The organism is Mesorhizobium qingshengii (genome assembly GCF_900103325.1).
GTDB classification, from domain to species: Bacteria; Pseudomonadota; Alphaproteobacteria; order Rhizobiales; family Rhizobiaceae; genus Mesorhizobium; species Mesorhizobium qingshengii.
In genome coordinates, this window is sequence record NZ_FMXM01000003.1 from 107,313 (window position 1) to 123,628 (window position 16,316).

Annotated in this window: 14 protein-coding genes; 6 read left to right on the forward strand and 8 right to left on the reverse strand. The window is 64.6% G+C overall.

Features of this window, described 5'->3' with window-relative positions; genetic code table 11:
- Positions 1 to 2 precede the first annotated feature (2 nt).
- From BLS48_RS04205 to BLS48_RS04225, 5 genes are all read right to left on the reverse strand, one after another.
- On the reverse strand, positions 3 to 1,064 hold the full coding sequence (locus BLS48_RS04205; RefSeq protein WP_091575766.1) for a Gfo/Idh/MocA family protein: 1,062 nt from the start codon (positions 1,062 to 1,064) through the stop codon (positions 3 to 5).
- Positions 1,061 to 1,900, reverse strand: a complete 840-nt coding sequence (locus tag BLS48_RS04210; RefSeq protein ID WP_091575767.1) for a carbohydrate ABC transporter permease — start codon at positions 1,898 to 1,900, stop codon at positions 1,061 to 1,063. Before BLS48_RS04210 ends, BLS48_RS04205 begins: the two co-directional genes overlap by 4 nt.
- A 10-nt stretch (positions 1,901 to 1,910) precedes the next feature.
- Positions 1,911 to 2,840, reverse strand: coding sequence for a carbohydrate ABC transporter permease (locus BLS48_RS04215; RefSeq protein WP_091575768.1), 930 nt, complete (start codon positions 2,838 to 2,840; stop codon positions 1,911 to 1,913).
- Positions 2,841 to 3,075: 235 nt separating this feature from the next.
- On the reverse strand, positions 3,076 to 4,335 hold the full coding sequence (locus tag BLS48_RS04220; RefSeq protein ID WP_091575769.1) for an ABC transporter substrate-binding protein: 1,260 nt from the start codon (positions 4,333 to 4,335) through the stop codon (positions 3,076 to 3,078).
- A gap of 2 nt (positions 4,336 to 4,337) precedes the next feature.
- On the reverse strand, positions 4,338 to 5,297 hold the full coding sequence (locus BLS48_RS04225) for an N-acetylmuramic acid 6-phosphate etherase (protein WP_091575770.1): 960 nt from the start codon (positions 5,295 to 5,297) through the stop codon (positions 4,338 to 4,340).
- Between the two features lie 198 nt (positions 5,298 to 5,495).
- Between BLS48_RS04225 and BLS48_RS04230 the strand changes: the two genes are divergently transcribed.
- The 6 genes from BLS48_RS04230 to BLS48_RS04255 all read left to right on the forward strand — a co-directional run bounded on the left by BLS48_RS04230 (position 5,496) and on the right by BLS48_RS04255 (position 12,574).
- The gene (locus tag BLS48_RS04230; protein ID WP_091575771.1) at positions 5,496 to 6,377 is read left to right on the forward strand and encodes a glucosamine kinase nucleotide-binding domain-containing protein; all 882 of its coding nucleotides are present in this window, start codon (positions 5,496 to 5,498) and stop codon (positions 6,375 to 6,377) included.
- On the forward strand, positions 6,374 to 7,156 hold the full coding sequence (locus tag BLS48_RS04235) for a GntR family transcriptional regulator (RefSeq protein WP_027040955.1): 783 nt from the start codon (positions 6,374 to 6,376) through the stop codon (positions 7,154 to 7,156). Before BLS48_RS04230 ends, BLS48_RS04235 begins: the two co-directional genes overlap by 4 nt.
- Positions 7,153 to 8,196: an SIS domain-containing protein gene (locus BLS48_RS04240; protein ID WP_091575772.1), complete on the forward strand. Its 1,044-nt coding sequence runs from the start codon at positions 7,153 to 7,155 to the stop codon at positions 8,194 to 8,196. Before BLS48_RS04235 ends, BLS48_RS04240 begins: the two co-directional genes overlap by 4 nt.
- Positions 8,193 to 9,365, forward strand: a complete 1,173-nt coding sequence (nagA, locus tag BLS48_RS04245; protein ID WP_091575773.1) for an N-acetylglucosamine-6-phosphate deacetylase — start codon at positions 8,193 to 8,195, stop codon at positions 9,363 to 9,365. The genes BLS48_RS04240 and nagA overlap by 4 nt, the downstream gene beginning before the upstream one ends.
- 10 nt (positions 9,366 to 9,375) lie before the next feature.
- Positions 9,376 to 10,488, forward strand: a complete 1,113-nt coding sequence (locus BLS48_RS04250) for an NAD(P)/FAD-dependent oxidoreductase (protein WP_091575774.1) — start codon at positions 9,376 to 9,378, stop codon at positions 10,486 to 10,488.
- Positions 10,489 to 10,561: 73 nt separating this feature from the next.
- The gene (locus tag BLS48_RS04255) at positions 10,562 to 12,574 is read left to right on the forward strand and encodes an ABC transporter ATP-binding protein/permease (RefSeq protein ID WP_091575775.1); all 2,013 of its coding nucleotides are present in this window, start codon (positions 10,562 to 10,564) and stop codon (positions 12,572 to 12,574) included.
- Between the two features lie 81 nt (positions 12,575 to 12,655).
- Here BLS48_RS04255 and BLS48_RS04260 read toward each other — a convergent pair whose 3' ends face one another.
- From BLS48_RS04260 to rpe, 3 genes are all read right to left on the reverse strand, one after another.
- Positions 12,656 to 14,170, reverse strand: coding sequence for a malonate--CoA ligase (locus BLS48_RS04260; protein WP_091576196.1), 1,515 nt, complete (start codon positions 14,168 to 14,170; stop codon positions 12,656 to 12,658).
- A gap of 187 nt (positions 14,171 to 14,357) precedes the next feature.
- The gene (locus tag BLS48_RS04265) at positions 14,358 to 15,104 is read right to left on the reverse strand and encodes a GntR family transcriptional regulator (protein WP_091575776.1); all 747 of its coding nucleotides are present in this window, start codon (positions 15,102 to 15,104) and stop codon (positions 14,358 to 14,360) included.
- A gap of 417 nt (positions 15,105 to 15,521) precedes the next feature.
- Positions 15,522 to 16,199 (reverse strand): ribulose-phosphate 3-epimerase, encoded by a 678-nt coding sequence (gene rpe, locus BLS48_RS04270; RefSeq protein ID WP_091575777.1) that lies wholly within the window; start codon positions 16,197 to 16,199, stop codon positions 15,522 to 15,524.
- Between the last annotated feature and the right edge of the window lie 117 nt (positions 16,200 to 16,316).

The window sequence follows — 16,316 nt, forward strand, 5'->3', positions numbered from 1 at the left end:
TCCTAGAGCTTGACTGGGGCGCCGCTGCGCACGCTCTCATCGGCGGCAAGGCAGACGGCCAGCGATTTGACCGCGTCGTCCATGTGTCTGGTGAGATCGAGATCCTCGCGGATCGCCTTCAGCACGAAGGCCTGTTCGAGATCGCAAAGGTCCTGGTGCCCGGGCTCGCCCTGCATCGACAGCATTTCGTCCGGGTTCGCGAACTTGCCGTCCGGGCCGGTCGCAGCGCTGTGCAGGCGGATGGTCGAGGTCTTGGTGTGGGTGTCGATGTCGTCGGACTTCACACCTTCCTTCATGACGATCGAGACGCAGCCATTCGGCGAAATGACGTCCTTCACGAAGAAAGCCGTCTCCGAAATCATCGGTCCCCAGCCGGCTTCATACCAGCCGACCGAACCGTCGTCGAACAGCACCTGAAGATGGCCGTAATTGTACATCGTGGGCGCAACTTCGTCGGTGAGCCGCACGCCCATGCCGCGCACCTCGACCGGTTTCGCGTCGGTGATCTGCAGCATCACGTCGAGATAGTGCACGCCGCAGTCGACGATCGGCGAGGTCGTCTGCATCAACTGCTTGTGCGTCTCCCAGGTATGGCCCGAGGATTGCTGGTTGAGGTTCATGCGGAAGACGTAAGGGCCGCCGAGCTTGCGCGCCTCGGCGATCAGCCTGATCCACGACGGATGATGGCGCAGGATGTAGCCGATCACCAGCTTCCTGCCATTGGCCTTGGCCGCCGCGACGACGCGTTTTGCATCCGCCACCGTCGTTGCCAGCGGCTTCTCGACGAAGACATGGCAGCCGGCCTCGAACGCCTTCACCGCATAGTCGGCATGGCTGTCGGAATAGGTGGCGATGCAGGCGACGTCAGGCTTTTCGTCGCGCAGCACCTCGTCGAAGGAGCGCCTGATGCCATAGCCCGACAACCCCTCAGGCAGCGGCACGTCGGAGCGGTTGATCAGCGCCGCGATCTCGAAGCCCGGATTGGTGTGATAGGCCAGCGCATGGCTGCGGCCCATATTGCCGAGACCGGCGACGACAACGCGAAGGGGTTTTGACGAACTCACTTGACGGCTCCGGAGGTGATGCCGCGGATCAGCTGCCGCGAGAAGATGACGTAGAGGATCAGCACTGGCATGATCGCCAGCGACAGTGCCGCCAGGATGGCGTTCCAGTTGGTGACGAACTGGCCGAGGAACAGCTGTGCGCCGAGCGTCACCGTCTTGGTTTCTTCCGACGGTGCCAGGATCAGCGGGAACCACAGATCGTTCCAGATCGGGATCATGGTGAAGACGGCGACCGTCGCCATCGATGGCCGCACCAGCGGCAGCACCAGGCGGAAGAAGATGGTGTATTCCGACAGCCCGTCGATGCGGCCGGCATTCTTCAGGTCGTCGGACACCTGCTTCATGAATTCCGACAGGATGAAGACGGCAAGCGGCAGCCCTTGCGCGGTGTAGACCAGGATCAGCGCCGTCAGCGTGTTGACCAGCCCGCTTGCCACCATCAGTTGCAGGATGGCGACAGTGCCCAGCCGGATCGGGATCATGATGCCGAGCGCCAGGTAGAGGCCCATCAGCGAATTGCCGCGAAAGCGATATTCCGACAGCGCGAAAGCGGCCATGGCGCCGAACAGAAGCACGAAGAACAGCGAGGCGACGGTGACGACGAGGCTGTTCTGGAAATAGTGGATGAAGTCGCCCTGGCCGATCACGGTGGTGTAGCCGATCAGGTCGAAGGTCTTCGGCGTCGGCGGCGTCAGCGGCGCGCCGAAGATGCCCGCGCGCGACTTGAACGAATTCATGATCACCAGGATCACCGGAAACAGCGCGATCGCCGTGTAGGTCAACAGGATCGCGTGGGCGCCGACGGTGCGGGGCAGCGAACGGGTGGCGGTGCTCATCTCTTGCCCCTTAGAACTGGTAGCGACGCAGGCGCGTCTGCACGAGGAACAGATAGACGCAGACGCCGCCAAGGATGATCAGGAACATCATCGTGGCGATCGCCGCCCCCATGTTGGGGTCGCCGACCTGCAACTGGAAGCCGAAGAAGGCGCGGTAGAGGAAGGTGCCGAGAATATCGGTGGAATAGTTCGGCCCGGCGAGCGCGCCTTGCGCGGTGTAGATCAGGTCGAAGGCGTTGAAATTGCCGACGAAGGTGAGGATCGAGATGATGCCGATCGACGGCAGGATCAGCGGCAGCTTGATCTTCCAGAACTGCGACAGGCCAGTGATGCCGTCGCACTCGGCCGCCTCGATCACCTCTTCGGGGATCGACAGCAGGGCGGCGTAGATCAGCATCATCGGGATGCCGACGAACTGCCACACCGAGATCAGGCTGAGCGCCGTCAGCGCATACTGCTCCTTGCCCAGCCATGGCGTGAACAGGCTTTTCAGGCCGACCAGGTCCATCATATGCGGCGCCACGCCCCATAGCGGCGAAAGGATCAGCTTCCAGGCGAAGCCGACGATGACGAAGGACAGGATGGTCGGCACGAAGATCGCCGTGCGGTAGAAGGCGGCGAATCTGAGCCTCGGGCTGGACAGCAAGGCCGCCAGCATGACGCCGATCGGGTTCTGCACCAGCATGTGAATGATGAAGAACCAGGTGTTGTTCCTGAGTGCGTTCCAGAAACCCACCGACCAGTTGGGGTCGCCGAACAGCGTGCGGAAATTTTCCAGCCCGACGAAGATCTGGTGCTGCTCGATGTTGCGGAACAGCGATAGCTGCAGCGTGCCGGCCAGCGGCAGGATCATGATCGCCGTGTAGACGAGCAACGCCGGCGCCAGGAAGACGCCGATGTGCCAGCGGGTCGGTCGTTTCGGTCGTGTTTCTGCGGCCATGAGTTCGGTCCCCGCCGTCTCTCGGTTCCAAATGATGTCGATGCTAGATGATGCCTCGATGCACTGCCCGGATTTCCTTCCCGTGCAGGAAGGACAAAGGCCTGTGACAGGTCAGCTTCACCTTCCCCTACGCAGAGGGTAAGGCCGAGAGGCCACGCCGACAATCACAGCCTGAAAACCAGGATAGTCCGAAACCGGCCAGGCCTGCGCCCGGCCGGCTTCGTTGCCTGAGCTCTTACTTGGCCGGCTTGTACCAGCTGTCGAGACCGGTCTGCAGCTTCTTGGCGGCAGCTTCCGGGGTGTCGGTGCCGTTGATGACGTTGGCCGATTCAACCCACGTCTCGTTTTCGAGGTTCGGCGTGCCGCGCGACAGGATCTGGTAGGTCGAGCGGATCGTCGACTTGCACTTGCCGCGCCAGGAAACGAATTCCTGCGCCAGCGGATCTTCCATCTTCACCGGCGAGGAGTTCAGGCTGAAGAAGCCCGGCAGCGCGTTGGCGTAGATGGTGGCGAAGTCCGGCGAGGCGACCCAGGACAGGAAGGTCTTGGCGGCGTCGGCGTTCTTCGAAGCTGCATTCAGGCCCATGCCGATATCGGTATGGTCGGAGATGTAGCAGGTGTCGCCGGCCTTCTCGACCGGCGGCGGGAAGGCGCCCATCTTGAACTGGGCCTGGGTGTTGAACAGGCCGATTTCCCACGAACCGGCCGGGTAGATGGCGGCGCGGCCGAGGGTGAAGAGGTTCTGGCTGTCCGGATAGGTCTGTGCCTCGAAGCCGTCGCCGAGATACGGCTTCCACTTGGCCAGTTCCTCATACGGCGCGACCCAGTCCTTGTCGGTCAGCTTCTGTTCGCCCTTGATCAAGGCGGCGCGGCCGTCCTCGCCCTTCCAGTAGTTGGGGCCGATGTTCTGGTAGCCCATCGTCGCGGCTTCCCAGAGATCCTTGGTGCCCATCGCCATCGGGATGTAGGTGCCGTCGGCCTTGATCTTATCGAGCGCGGCGAAGAACTCGTCGCGGGTCTGCGGCACCTTGATGCCGAGCTTGTCGAAGGCATCCTTGTTGTAGATGAAGCCGTGGATGACGGAGGCCATCGGCACGCAGAAGCTCGCCTTGCCGTCGTCGGTCTGCCAGGCGGCCTTGGCCACGGGCGAGAAATTCTCCATACCGGGCAGCGCCGAGAGGTCGGCGAGGTTGCCCTTCTTGTAGAGTTCAAGCGACTTGTCGAACGGGCGGCAGGTGATCAGGTCGCCCGCCGAACCGGCGGCGAGCTTGGCGCCGAGCGCGGCGTCATATTCGGTCGGCGCCGACGGGGCGAACACCACCTTGATGCCCGGGTTCTTGGCTTCGAAAGCCGGGATCAGCTTATCCTTCCAGATGGCAAGGTCGTCGCCGCGCCAGCTTTCGATGTTGAGCGTTACGTCTGCGGCAGAAGCCACCCCGGCGGTGCCGAGAATGCTGGTGCCCAGAAGCAGTGCCGTCAGTAGTTTCGTTGTCATGCTCAGTCTCCCTGTTGACCTTTTTCAGGTTCGGTTTTGATGAGAACGGAGGCAGTGCGCCCCTTGCTCCCCTCGATCGCGGAAAGGGCCGGCCGAAGCTTCTGGCCGGCCTCTTCCAGTATCTTCTCGGCCGCATCGGCGCTGTCGGCGCCGGCGGCGAGCAGAATGGCGGTCTTGACCGCGCCGCCACTCTTCTCGAGCAGCCGGGCCGCTTCGTCCCTGCCGCGCCCGCTGACGGCGGCGACAATGCGCGCCGCGCGATCACGCAGCTTGATGTTGTCGGCCATGAGGTTGACCATGTAGCCGTCATGCACGTGACCGAGATGGACGGCGGTCAATGTCGACAGCATGTTGAGCGCGATTTTCTGAGCGGTGCCCGCGCCCATGCGGGTCGAGCCGGCGATCAGCTCCGGCGGCGTTTCCAGCAGGATGGCGGTTTCGGCCTGCCGGAGCAGGAGCGAATCGCGGTTGTTGGCGATACCGATGGTGGCGGCACCCCGGCGCCGCGCGTCCTCGATGGCCCGCACCGCATAGGGCGTCGTGCCGCTGGCGGAGACAGCGATCAGACAATCGCCCGCGCCAATGCCGGCATTGGCTACGGCCGTCGCGGCCTCCTCGGTATCATCTTCGGGCCCGCCGGCCAGTGTCCTGAAAGCCGCGTCGCCGCCGGCGATCAGGATGGCGATGCGGTCGCGGTGAATGCCGAACGTGCCTGGCAGTTCAAGCGCATCGGCCAGTGCCATCAGGCCGGAGCTGCCGGCTGCCGCGTAGGCGAGCTTGCCGCCGCTCTTCAGCCGGCCGGCGATGATCTCGGCTGCCCTGGCGATTGAGGGAATGGCTTGGCGTACGACCTTTGCGGCTTCGATCTGCGCATCGGCCAACGAAGCAAGGATGGCGTCGGGGGCCTGAATATCCAGACCCTCGGCATTCTGGTGAAGCGCTTCGGTGCGCGTTTCGGCCATCCCGGTACCTCCAATACCAGAACAATACCAAAAAAATACCACTTGTCCACACGCATTAACGAAGTCCCGAGTCGGAAATCGCTGAGCCGGCGAAATGCCTAGGTTTTTCAATAAAATACGCCTTAATCTTTTTGAAACGGAAATTAACCCTTGGCTATTGGTATTTTATTGGTATTATCCGCCCGGAGGAGAAATCGCGTGAATTTCGTGCTCGGTATCGATGGCGGCGGCACCAGCTGCAGGGCTGCCCTGGCGACGGTGGACGGCGCGGTCATTGGCCGCGCCAAGAGCGGCGCCGCCAATATCCGCACCGATCTCACCGGCGCCCGATCGAACATCGTCGAGGCCGCGCGGCAGGCGTTCATCGCCGCCGGGCAGGATCCCGAATTCATCCCGCAAACACCGGCCATTCTCGGCCTTGCCGGCGCCAATGTCGGCACCTACAGGCAGCAGCTTGAAGCCATCCTGCCGTTCAGCATCAGCCGCGTCGAGACCGACGCCGAAATCGCACTCGAAGGGGCTGTAGGCTCCGGTGACGGCGCCATGGCGATCCTCGGCACGGGTACCGCCTACATGGCGCGCAAGAACGGCAAGTCGCGCGCCATCGGCGGCTGGGGTTTCCAGGTCGGCGACCAGGGCAGCGGCGCCCGCATCGGCCGCGACCTGCTCGAACAGACGCTGCTCGCCTATGACGGCGTCCGCGCGGGTTCGCCGCTGACGCAGAGCATGCTCGCCGTTTTCCGCAACAACCCGGAGGACGTTGTCGAATTCACCACCAACGCCAAGCCCGGCGATTTCGGCGGCTTCGCGCCCAAGGTGTTCGAGCACGCCGAGAAGGGCGACAGCGTCGCCAACTGGATCCTCGACAGGGCAATCACCGACGTCGAGGCCTCGCTCGGCGCACTCGACCTTGCCGACGACGCGCCGCTCTGCCTGCTCGGCGGGCTGGCGCCGCTCTACGCGCCGCGCCTGTCGGCGCGCTACCGGGCATTGCTGAAGCCGCCGCTCGACGACGCACTGGGCGGCGCCGTGCAGATGGCGGTTCGCCTTTTCGCCAGACCAGCGGAGGCCGCGCGATGAGCGACGCCGCCGACCAGATCTTCGCCACGCTGAAACAATCGTCGCAAAGCGGCGCGCCGCTTTATCTGCAGCTCCGCAAGAGCATCGAGGATGCAGTCAATCGCGGCCTGATCGGGCCGGGCGACGCGCTGCCTTCCGAGCGCGACATCGCCACCAAGGCCGACATTTCTCGCGTCACGGTGCGCAAGGCGGTGCAGGACCTGGTCAAGGGCGGCATCCTGGTCCAGCGGCATGGCTCCGGCACGTTCGTGGCGCCGCGCATGGAGCGCGTCGAGCAGTCGCTGTCGCGGCTGACATCCTTCACCGAGGACATGGCGCGGCGCGGCATGGCGGTGCGATCGGCCTGGCTCGACCGCGGCCTTTACGCGCCCTCGCCCGACGAGATGATGGTGCTCGGCCTGTCGTCGAACGAACTTGTGGCGCGCGTGGCGCGCCTGCGCATTGCGAACGACACGCCGCTGGCGATCGAACGCGCCTCGCTGTCGGCCAGCGTATTGCCCGACCCGGCGGGAATAGGCTCCTCGCTCTATGCGGCGCTGGAATTGACCGGCAACCGTCCGGTGCGGGCGGTGCAGCGCATTTCCGCCGCCAATCTCGGCGACAGCGACGCGCGCCTGCTCGAAGTGCCGCCCGGCATCGCCGGCCTGCACATCGAACGCATTTCCTATCTGGCGAGCGGCAAGGTGATCGAATTCACCCGCTCCATCTACAGGGGCGACGCCTATGATTTCGTCGCCGAACTGCGGCTGACGGGGCCGAGCGAAGAGGGCCGACCATGAGTACAGAGCCGACAGAGATGACCCATATGCGGCGCGAGATCGAAGAGATCCCGCAAGCCGTCGCCCGCCTGCTCGACGGCTCCGGCGCCGTGTTGACCGAGGCCGGACGCGGCATCCGCGAACGCGACCCGCAGTTTGTCGTCACCGTGGCGCGTGGCTCGTCCGACCATGCCGCCACGTTCATGAAATATGCCGTCGAGCTGACCGCGGGCCTGGCCGTCGCTTCGGTCGGCCCATCGATCGCCTCGATCTATGGCGCCAAGCTTAGGCTGGCAGGCTCCGCCTGCCTTGCGATCTCGCAGTCGGGCAAGAGCCCTGACATCGTCGCCATGGCCGAAGCCGCACGGGCCGGCGGCGCGTTGACCATAGCCATCACCAACACCGCCGATTCGCCGCTGGCGCGCGCCTCGGATTATGCGATCGATATCCTGGCGGGGCCCGAGCGCAGCGTCGCGGCAACCAAGACCTTCGTCAATTCCGCCGTCGCCGGTCTCGCCTTGATGGCGCATTCCACCGGCGACGAAGCGCTTCTCGAGGCGCTCGCCCGCTTGCCCGAGCATTTCAGCAAGGCGATCGGCTGCGACTGGATGACGGTGCTGGCCGAAACGATCGACAAGCAGAAGTCGCTGTTCATCCTCGGCCGTGGACCGTCGGCGGCGATGGCCAACGAAGCGGCGCTGAAGTTCAAGGAGACCTGCGGCATGCATGCCGAGGCCTACAGTGCCGCCGAAGTCATGCATGGTCCGCTGGCGCTGATCGGTCCCGATTTCCCGGTGCTTGCGCTGGCCGCGCGCGACGCGTCCGAGCCGTCGGTCGCCGAGGCCGCCGACAGCCTGGCCGCCAAGGGGGCGCCGGTCTTCATCACCTCGATGCTTGCCAATCGCGCCACGCGCCTGCCGCATGTCGCCACCGGTCACCCGCTGACCGATCCGCTGACGCTGATCGTGTCCTTCTATGTGTTCGTCGAGGCCTTTGCCCGCCATCGCGGCCTTGATCCGGACACGCCACGCAATCTTCGCAAGGTGACGGAGACCGTATGAGCGACCGTTTTGCCCTGACCGGCGCCCGGATATTCGACGGCGACGACTGGCATGAAGGCCACGCGCTTGTCGTGCGCGACGGCCTCGTCGAGGCTATCCTGCCTACGGGCGCCCTCCCCCCCGACATTCGCGTCGTCGACACCGGCGGCGGCATGCTGGCGCCCGGTTTCGTCGACCTGCAGGCCAATGGCGGCGGCGGCGTCATGCTCAACGACCACCCCGATGTCGCGTCGATCGAAACCATCTGCAAGGCGCATGCGCCCTTCGGCACGACGGCGCTGCTGACGACGCTGATCACCGACACGCCCGCGATCACCGCCGCCGCCGTCGCCGCCGGCGAAGCAGCGACGCTGCGGAAGGTGCCGGGCTTCCTCGGCCTGCATCTCGAAGGCCCGCATCTGTCGATCGCCCGCAAGGGCGCGCATGATCCGGCGCTGATCCGGCCGATGACGGACAAGGACGAGGCGATGCTGATCGCGGCGCGGCACAAGTTGCCGGTGCTGCTCACCACGATAGCGCCCGAATCCGTCGAACCGGCACGCGTCGCAGCGCTCGCCAAGGCGGGCGTCATCGTCAGCCTTGGCCATTCCGACACCGGCTACGCCACGGCCAGCACCTTTGCCGCGGCCGGCGCTTCGATGGTCACCCATCTGTTCAACGCGATGAGCCAGATCGGCAATCGCGAGCCTGGGCTGGCGGGCGCGGCCATCGACACCGGCACATTGTCCGCTGGCCTCATCGCCGACGGCATCCATGTCGATCCCGTCACCATCAAGATCGCGCTGCGTGCCAAGCAGGGACCGGCGAGGATCGTGCTGGTCACCGATGCCATGGCGACGATCGGCACCGACATGACGTCATTCACGCTGAACGGTCGCACCATCTACCGCAAGGATGGCAGCCTGCGGCTCGCTGACGGCACGCTGGCGGGGGCGGATCTCGACATGATCTCGGCTGTTCGATACGTCCACCGCGTTATCGGGCTGGACCTGTCGGAGGCGTTGCGCATGGCCTCGCTCTATCCGGCGCAAGCGATCGGCCAGTCGCACCGGCTCGGGCGCTTCGCCAACGGTACGGCGGCGGATATTGTCGCGCTGTCGGATGATCTCGATATCGGACAAGTCTGGATCGGCGGCAAGATGGTGTTCGAGGCCAGCGCTTCACCCTGAAAGGGAGCTCATGCAGGCAGTCGACTGTGTTGTCGCCGGAGCCGGTGTCGTCGGGCTCGCCATCGCCAGGGCGCTCGCTTTGGCGGGCCGCGAGGTGGTGGTGATCGAGAAGGCCGGTTCGATCGGCACCGTCACCAGTTCGCGCAATTCCGAAGTCATCCATGCCGGGCTCTATAATGCGCCGGGGAGCCTGAAAGCCCGGTTCTGCGTCGAAGGCCGCCAGCGGCTCTATGCCTATTGCGCCGAGCATGGCATCGCCCATGCGCGCACCGGCAAGTTGATCGTCGCCAGCGAGCCCGGCCAGATCGACGGATTGCGGGCGATCCAGGCCAATGCGCGACGCTGTGGGGTCGGCGATCTCGAGCTTTTGACGCGCGGCGAGGCCGAAAGCCTGGAACCGGCACTGACATGCGCCGCCGCCCTGCTGTCGCCGTCGACCGGCATTGTCGACAGCCATGCGCTGATGCTGTCGCTGCGCGGCGACGCGGAGGCCGCCGGCGCATCCTTCGCCTTCCTGACCGTCGTTGCCGGGGCGACTATCGAAGCCGACGGGATCCGGATCGACACGCGCGATGCCGATGGCGAGACCTTCACGCTGCAGGCCAGCGCTTTCGTCAATGCCACAGGCCTCGATGCGCAGGCCCTGGCCGGCCGCATCGACGGTTTCCCAAGGGATCTCATCCCCCGGCAGTGGCTGGCGCGCGGAAACTATTTCGCGCTTCCGGGCCGGTCGCCTTTTTCGCGGCTGATCTATCCGGTTCCGGTCGAAGGTGGCCTTGGCGTCCATCTGACGCTCGACCTGGGCGGCAGTGCCCGCTTCGGACCCGACGTCGAATGGATCGATCGTATCGATTACACGGTCGATCCCGGCCGAAGCGCCGTCTTCTACGAGGCGATCCGGCGCTACTGGCCCGAGCTTGGCGACGGAGCCCTGCAGCCGGCCTATGCCGGCATCAGGCCGAAGCTATCCGGCCCGGGCCAACCGGCGGCCGATTTCATGATCCAGGGTCCGGCCGACCATGGCGCCGGGCGAATCGTCAACCTGTTCGGCATCGAGAGCCCCGGCCTGACGGCAAGCCTGGCGATCGCCGACCATGCCGTCGAACTGCTGTACCGGGAATGACAGGCGCTGCCGGGATCCGTCATCTCGAGCGGACGTCATGAAACCTTTTGATTTTTAAGCCGTTATCGCCGGTATGTCCGGGGCAAGACTCAAGGCGAAATCGGTCGACGGCGCCAAACCGCGCGGTGCTGAAAAGTCGCGCCAAAATAAGCCGCGTGACGAGAAGCCATCGACAGCCGAAGTCGCACCTGAAGTCAACGGCCAGGCTGCTCCGCCGCCCGACGCCGTCGAACCCGATCCGGAGCTGACGCCCGAGGAGGCCGAGCAGGCGCGCAAGAGATACTTGCTGAGGCGTTTCTGGATCAGCGCGCGCGGTTACTGGAGCCGGCGTGGCGACCGGCTCGCCTGGCCGTTCACGATCGCGCTGTTGATCCTTATCTGCATCAATGTCGGCTTCCAGTACGGGATCAACGTCTGGAATCGCGGAATTTTCGACGCCCTTGAGCAACGCAATGCCCGCACCGTCTATTTCCTGAGCGCCGTGTTCCTGCCGCTCGTGCTTGGGAGCGGAAGTCTGGTCGTTGCGCAAGTCTACCTTCGCATGACGATCCAGCGCCGCTGGCGTTCCTGGCTCACCACCGCGGTCATCGCACGCTGGCTCGCAAGCGGCCGTTACTATCAGTTGAACCTGGTCAGCGGCGACCACCAGAACCCGGAAGCCCGCCTCACGGAGGATTTGCGGATTGCCACGGAGTCACCTGTCGACTTCATCGCCGGCGTCCTCAACGCGTTTCTGTCGGCCTCGACCTTCATCGTGGTGCTGTGGACAATCGGCGGGGCCCTGAGCTTCACGGCCGCAGGTTCGAGCATCACCGTTCCCGGCTTCCTTGTCATCACGGCGATGATCTATGCTGCGATCACGTCCACCTCGATGGCGGTCATCGGCCGCCATTTCGTCCACCTCTCCGAGGAGAAGAACCAGGCGGAAGCCGAGTTCCGCTACACGCTGACGCGCGTGCGGGAAAACGGCGAGAGCATCGCATTGCTCGGCGGCGAGGAGGAGGAGCGCAGCGGCATCGACAAGACGTTCGGCCATGTGCTCAGGCAATGGGCGCTGCTGACAGGCCAGCACATGCGCACGGCGCTGGTGTCGCAGGGGTCGAGCCTGTTTGCGCCGGTCGTGCCGATCTTGCTTTGCGCGCCAAAATTCCTCGAAGGCAGCATGACGCTTGGGCAGGTCATGCAGGCTGCCTCTGCCTTTGCCATCGTACAGGGTGCGTTCGGATGGCTGGTCGACAACTACCCGCGCCTCGCCGACTGGAACGCCTCCGCACGGCGCGTCGCCTCGCTGATGATGTCACTCGACGGGCTCGAGCGTGCCGAGCAGAGCGACGCCCTCGGACGCATCGGTCGCGGTGAAACCGAAGACGGTGCTATGCTCAGCCTGGACAATCTCTCGGTGACGCTCGACGACGGCACCGCCGTGGTCAAGGAAACCGGAGTTGTGATCGAACCGGGCGAGCGGGTGCTGGTGGCCGGCGAATCCGGTTCAGGCAAGAGCACGCTGGTGCGGGCCGTCGCGGGCCTGTGGCCCTGGGGTGGCGGCAGCGTCAATTTCCACGCCGGCAGGCGGCTGTTCATGCTGCCGCAACGTCCCTACATCCCCTCGGGCACACTTCGCCGTGCGGTCGCCTATCCCGCCGCCGCCGACAACTGGACGATCAAAGAGATCAACGCCGCCCTCGACAAGGTGGGCCTCGCTTATCTCGCCGCCAAGATCGAGGAAGACGCACCGTGGGACCAGACCCTGTCGGGCGGCGAAAAGCAGCGCCTCGCCTTCGCGCGCCTCCTCCTGCACAGCCCCGATATTGTCGTGCTGGATGAAGCAACCGCGGCACTCGATGAGAAGAGCCAGGGCAAGATGATGGAAACGCTGATCCACGAATTGCCGAAAGTCACCATCATCAGCGTGGCGCACCGCGCCGAGCTGGAAGCCTTCCACAGCCGCAAGATCACCCTGGAGCGGCGCAAGGGCGGCGCAAAGCTTGTCAGCGATATCGATCTTGTCCCGCGCAAGGGCAAGCGGAACCTGCTCACGCGCGCCTTGTGGGGCTCCCGGATCGAAAGACCGCGCAAGCTGGAGTAGGCGGCGCTGTCCGAAAACAATTCCAGGAAACGTGTGAGGCGATTTCCCGTCCGGAATTGCGTCGAAACAGAGAGGTAAGGCCTAGGATGCGTAGAGATCCTTGTAGGTCTCGCGCAAGAGATTCTTCTGCACCTTGCCCATCGTGTTGCGTGGCAGTTCGTCGACGAAGATCACCCGCTTCGGGTGCTTGTACTTCGCCACGCGCCCGGCGATGGCGCCCAGAATCTCGGCCCCGGTGATCTGCGAGGCCGGCGCGCGCACGACGACCGCGGTGACGCCTTCGCCGAAATCCGGATGGGCAACGCCGATGACGGCACTCTCCGTGACCCCGTCGAGCGCGTCGATCTCGCTTTCGAGTTCCTTCGGGTAGATGTTGTAGCCGCCGGAAATGATCAGGTCCTTGCCTCGGCCGACGATGTGGACATAGCCGTCGCCGTCGATCATGCCGAGATCGCCTGATATGAAGAAGCCGTCGGCGCGGAATTCCGCCTTGGTCTTCTCCGGCATGCGCCAGTAGCCGCCGAAGACGTTGGGACCTTTGACCTCGATCATGCCGACCTCGCCCTGGGCGAGCGGCCGGCCATCGTCGGGGTCGGCGATGCGCAGCGACACGCCAGGCAAGGGGAAGCCGACCGTGCCCGCGCGCCGCTCGCCGTCATAGGGGTTGGAGGTGTTCATGTTGGTTTCGGTCATGCCGTAGCGCTCGAGGATCGCGTGGCCGGTGCGCTCGCGCCAGGCCTTGTGCGTCTCGGCAAGCAGCGGCGCCGAACCGGAAATGAACAGGCGGATGTTCTTCGCTGCCTGGCGGTCCAGCCCGTCCTGCTGAAGCAGGCGCACGTAGAAGGTCGGCACCCCCATCAGGGCCGTTGCGCGCGGCAACAGCGAGACGATGCGGCCTGCATCGAACTTCCGCTCGAACAGCATCGACGCACCGGCCATCAGGATGACGTTGGTGGCGACGAACAGGCCGTGGGTGTGGAAGATCGGCAGCGCGTGGATCAGCACATCATCCGTCGTGAAGCGCCAGAGATCGACCAGCACCCGCGCGTTCGAGGCGAGGTTCTCGTGGCTGAGCATGGCGCCTTTCGAGCGGCCGGTCGTTCCCGAGGTGTAGAGGATCGCGGCGAGATCGCCCTCGCCGCGCGTCACATCGTGGAAGTCCGACGGCAGCCGCGAGGCCTGATCGGTCAGCGATCCCTCGCCCTTGCCGTCGAGCGTGACGGTGGCGGCGCCCGCCTTTTGCGCCAGCGCCTCGATGTCGGCCGCCCTTGCCGGATCGCAGACGACCAGTCGGGGCCCGGCATCGCCGAAGAAATATTCCAGCTCGGCCAGTGTGTAGGCGGTGTTGAGCGGCAGGAAGACGGCGCCGGCACGCAGGCAAGCGAGATAGAGCAGGACCGCCTCCGGGCTCTTCTCGACCTGAACGGCCACCCGGTCTCCCGGCTCGACGCCCAGTTGCAAAAGTGTGTGCGCCAGCTGCGCCGACCGCGCCAGCATATCGCCATAGGTGAGCGAGCGCCCGTCATCGGTTTCCATCAACAGGCGGCCTGGCGCCGGCATCCGGGAGCGGAACGCGTCGAACAGATGATTGCTCATGAAATCTTTCCCGGGGCGGCGGAAGCGGTGGCGCTGAGCATGCTTTTCGAGCGCCATGCATTGGCGGCGAAGAGTTCGCGGTTCTTGGTCCTGCCGTCAAGACCGCAAGCGGTGGTTCGCGCCCGCCAGGTCAGCGGTAATGGTTGCGAGCGATGGGTCGCGAAAAGCCCTGTCGATGAAGCGGCCGCTAGCGCCGGGCGCGTTCGGCCTTGCCGGTGACCGCCTTTGACTCTTCGCCCTGCTTGAGGTGTTCCAGGCAGATGGCAGCGGTCAACTGGTAATGATTGACCAGTGCCTCGACCGCACCATCGGCATCGCCGTCCAGGGCACGTTCGGCGATCAGGCGATGCTCGCCGAGATCGTCGCGCTGTATGCTTTCGCCATCATTGGCCATTTGCCGGTAGCGGTGGGCATGATCGGAAAGCTGATCGCAAAATCCCACCAGCCAATGCGAGCGGCAGGCCGATATCAGGACCCGGTGGAAGGTGCGGTGCAACTTCTCCCAATCCGGATCGAGCGAGGAGGGATTGTGCGGCGAAAGACGTGACGCGCGCGCCAGGCGATGCAGCGCCAGCACCAGTTGCTCTTCCCATTCGGCGGTGCGGTGAGCGATGGATTCGCGAAGCGCCCGTTCTTCGAGCCAGCAGCGCGTGCGCGTCAGCTCTTCGAGCTCCGACGCGCTGACCGGCATGATGAAGAAGCCGCGCTGGTCGTGCCGGCCGAGAAGCCCCTCCGAGGCGAGGCGATTGAGCGCCTCGCGGACAGGGGAAGCGCCAGCCCCATATTTGGAAACCACCCATTCGACCCGCAACTTGCTCTCGGCTTCAAGGACGCCGTCAAGAAGGTCCGCACGCAGTTGGTGATAGACCGTGCTGGCAAGCGTGCTCTTGGGTCCTGCGCCGTCGTCGTTGAGATTGGCAGCTCCGTATGTCAAAGCGACTCCTTGTCCCCAAAACCTGTCTTGGGCAATTCGAGTCCGAAAGCATTCCTTTTCGTACGCGCACCATACAGCGTCCGCCGGTGAACGCTCAAGCAGAAGATCACGCCATTGCACTTAAGCACAAAGGAATATGCGACACGCCGGTGTTCGATCCTGTAAATCCACGCGTTCCCACAACCTGAGGAACTCAACCTGTTTTGCATGCACGCAGGAGAATCTGTTCTTTCTGTTCTTTTGTGCGCGCGCGGCCATCTGTTCTGTTGTGTCGCACGGGGCGGCGAACATTCGAATCGGATGAGGCCGCCGCTCCTCATCCAGATCCGATGCCGTGGAGCATCTGACCTCACGAGCCCCGACACCAGAACCACTGGCCGGCATACGGAGATTGAAAACGAGATGGGTGCCGTGCGTTTAGCCGGCTGCGTTGTCGGCTGCCGTCCTGATCGCCTGAATGTTTTGCCGGTAGGCTTCGACGCTGCCGCCCTTGAAGATGGCGGCGCCGGCCACCAGCACGTCAGCGCCGGCAGCGGTGACCAGTGGCGCGGTTTCGGCCGAAACGCCGCCGTCGATCTCGATGCTGATCGGCCGGCCGCCGATCAGCGCCTTGACCCGCTTCACCTTGTCGACGATCCCCGGAATGAAGGCCTGGCCGCCGAAGCCCGGATTGACGGTCATGATCAGGATCAGGTCGAGCCGGTCGAGCACATATTCGACCGCGCTTTCCGGCGTTGCCGGATTGAGCGACACACCCGCCTTCTTGCCAAGGTTCCTGATCGTCTGCAGCGAGCGGTCGAGATGTGGCCCGGCCTCGGCATGCACCGTCATGCCGTCGCAGCCGGCCTCGGCGAAGGCCGCCAGATAGGGATCGGCCGGCGCGATCATCAAATGGCAGTCGAAGAAGGCCTTGGTGCGGTTGCGGATTGCCTTGATCACCGGCGGACCAAAGGTGATATTGGGCACGAAATGCCCGTCCATCACGTCAAGATGGATCCAGTCGGCGCCGGCCGCCACCACCGCCTCGACCTCGTCGCCAAGCCTGGAAAAGTCCGATGCCAGCACCGACGGTGCGATCAAGGTCTTCTTGCTCATGATGCGGCCTTTCCGAGGGACCTTTCATGTGGCCGCTCCGAATCGACTGCCTAATGCGCTCCAGGTGACTTGTCGAGTGGGCAGCCGCGGTGGCCGCACAGACCCGTGTGGCGCCGC

What these genes read in the sequence shown, in the direction of transcription:
- BLS48_RS04250 (WP_091575774.1), top strand. Translation starts at nt 9,376, where the DNA reads ATGCAGGCAGTCGACTGTGTTGTCGCCGGAGCCGGTGTCGTCGGGCTC.
- rpe (WP_091575777.1), bottom strand. Translation starts at nt 16,199, where the DNA reads ATGAGCAAGAAGACCTTGATCGCACCGTCGGTGCTGGCATCGGACTTT.
- BLS48_RS04260 (WP_091576196.1), bottom strand. Translation starts at nt 14,170, where the DNA reads ATGAGCAATCATCTGTTCGACGCGTTCCGCTCCCGGATGCCGGCGCCA.
- BLS48_RS04215 (WP_091575768.1), bottom strand. Translation starts at nt 2,840, where the DNA reads ATGGCCGCAGAAACACGACCGAAACGACCGACCCGCTGGCACATCGGC.
- BLS48_RS04210 (WP_091575767.1), bottom strand. Translation starts at nt 1,900, where the DNA reads ATGAGCACCGCCACCCGTTCGCTGCCCCGCACCGTCGGCGCCCACGCG.
- BLS48_RS04225 (WP_091575770.1), bottom strand. Translation starts at nt 5,297, where the DNA reads ATGGCCGAAACGCGCACCGAAGCGCTTCACCAGAATGCCGAGGGTCTG.
- BLS48_RS04240 (WP_091575772.1), top strand. Translation starts at nt 7,153, where the DNA reads ATGAGTACAGAGCCGACAGAGATGACCCATATGCGGCGCGAGATCGAA.
- nagA (WP_091575773.1), top strand. Translation starts at nt 8,193, where the DNA reads ATGAGCGACCGTTTTGCCCTGACCGGCGCCCGGATATTCGACGGCGAC.
- BLS48_RS04255 (WP_091575775.1), top strand. Translation starts at nt 10,562, where the DNA reads ATGTCCGGGGCAAGACTCAAGGCGAAATCGGTCGACGGCGCCAAACCG.
- BLS48_RS04220 (WP_091575769.1), bottom strand. Translation starts at nt 4,335, where the DNA reads ATGACAACGAAACTACTGACGGCACTGCTTCTGGGCACCAGCATTCTC.
- BLS48_RS04235 (WP_027040955.1), top strand. Translation starts at nt 6,374, where the DNA reads ATGAGCGACGCCGCCGACCAGATCTTCGCCACGCTGAAACAATCGTCG.